The following is a 1872-nucleotide window of genomic DNA, read 5'->3' on the forward strand; positions in this document are numbered from 1 at the left end:
TTTTGTATTCACTACACCATTCGCCACTTCGCTACTCGCTTCATCAAGTTCTTTTAGCGCTGTCATTTGCGTTGCCATAATGCTTGATAAACTTTGTACGTCATGAGATATCGTCGTCACTTGCTGAATAATAGTGTTCATCCTCTCGGTGCTTGACGTCACCACGTCTTGACCATGCTTCACTTCTTGCTCACTACGATCAAGTAAGTGTCGAATCTCAATAGCGGACTGGCTACTCTTCGCTGATAGCTCTCGTACTTGCTCGGCAACCACAGCAAAACCTCTGCCCTGCTCTCCTGCTCGCGCCGCTTCGATTGCCGCATTTAAAGCCAGCAAGTTGGTTTGCTCTGCTACAGAGGTAATCAAGTCTGCCACTTTCATGATTTCTTCATGGCTAGTAATGATCTGGCTGATGGCTTGAGTAGAATCTTCTAGCAGTTCAGAGCTTTTCTCTGCTTGTTGATGAACGTCTTCACTCTTCTCACGCAGCTCTTCCACAAACTTGCTCGACTCTTCAATCCCTGTAGCCATGTGATGTACTTGTTGGCTCATTTGCTCTGCCGCACTTGCTTGAGATTCACTATTCACGTTGAGTGCATTGACTTGCTCATCCAACTGCGACGATTGCTCATCAAGCGCTTGCGAAACAGATTTCAGCTCTATCGAATTTAAATTAGCTTGTTCCAATACTTCAGCCAGATGCAGTTCGCCTTCTGTTGCTTTTTTGGCGACTTGTTCACTCTCGACTTTTGCTGCTTCGGCATTTTCAATCGCATCATCACGTTGCTTAGCAGTAAATGCCTGAGCGATACAAATCACCACCAGCGGCAATACGGTACCAGACCAAATTTCTAGTCGATGAGAAGCTTCCGATAGTACCAGTTGAGGAAACTCAAAACCCGAAACATGCTGATGTGTCATTAAGGCGGAAATGGCAATCACCACGCCACTCCAAGCAATAGCGATAAGACGAGTGCCAGATAAGAAGAAAGCGACAACCAACAAAGGCACCCAATAAGTTTGAGTTGAATCAACCACACCACCACTTTGATAAATGATATTGAGTGCATGCACCGACATCCCGACAAAACCAAGGTTAAGTGATAACGCAGGTTGCTTAAACCATTTGAGACTAGAAGCGGAAACAAGCTCAAGAGTAATCAGAATGACAGAAGTTAAGATCAAGCTTTCGTGTCCATGCTTGAACCACTTAATTAAGCTATAAATTCCGACCAGAAAAGCGATGAAGGTAAATAAAGAGAGGATGTCAGCTTGACGTTGTTGCGTTCTCGTCCATTGAGGTTGGCGCGGCATAAATACACTGCGCCACAGCGTGGCTGGATTCATGTTCAATCTTCCTTGATTGATTTCTTATTAGACATCGGATCACTATAGTTTTGTAACATTTTCACAACAAATTTATTCCTTAAATCTGTCTGAGGTGTCTCATTTTTAGTACGGTAAGAGTCTAGCGATAACGCCCTTTTCTCGCACTGCTTGCTTTGCCTGCGAGCGCAACCAAGGTCTTGTTCGTATTGGCATGACAAATTGCCACACCGAGTGCATCCGCAGCATCGGCTTGAGGCTTTGCAGGTAATTTTAACATGTGCTGCACCATGTGCTGAACTTGCACTTTGTCTGCACCACCAGTCCCCACTACAGCTTGCTTAATAAGACGGGCAGCATACTCATACACAGGAAGATCCGCATTCACCGCCGCAACAATCGCACTACCGCGAGCCTGCCCTAGCTTTAGAGCAGAATCGGCATTTTTCGCCATGAACACTTGCTCAATTGCAAATACGTCTGGTTGAAACTGGGTGATGATTTCCGTAACGCCAGCATAGATTTGCTTAAGCCGACCTGGCAATT

General features: G+C 45.5%; 2 protein-coding genes. Both read right to left on the reverse strand.

The features are described 5' to 3' along the window. The coding region (locus R8O70_RS24815; protein WP_318184414.1) for a methyl-accepting chemotaxis protein at positions 1-1347 on the reverse strand (1347 nt) is incomplete at its 3' end. Between the two features lie 121 nt (positions 1348-1468). Continuing rightward, positions 1469-1872: crossover junction endodeoxyribonuclease RuvC (gene ruvC / locus R8O70_RS24820; RefSeq protein ID WP_318184415.1), on the reverse strand; the 404-nt coding region annotated here is incomplete at its 5' end.

This window comes from Vibrio sp. 779(2023), assembly GCF_033344285.1.
Lineage (GTDB): Bacteria > Pseudomonadota > Gammaproteobacteria > Enterobacterales > Vibrionaceae > Vibrio > Vibrio alginolyticus.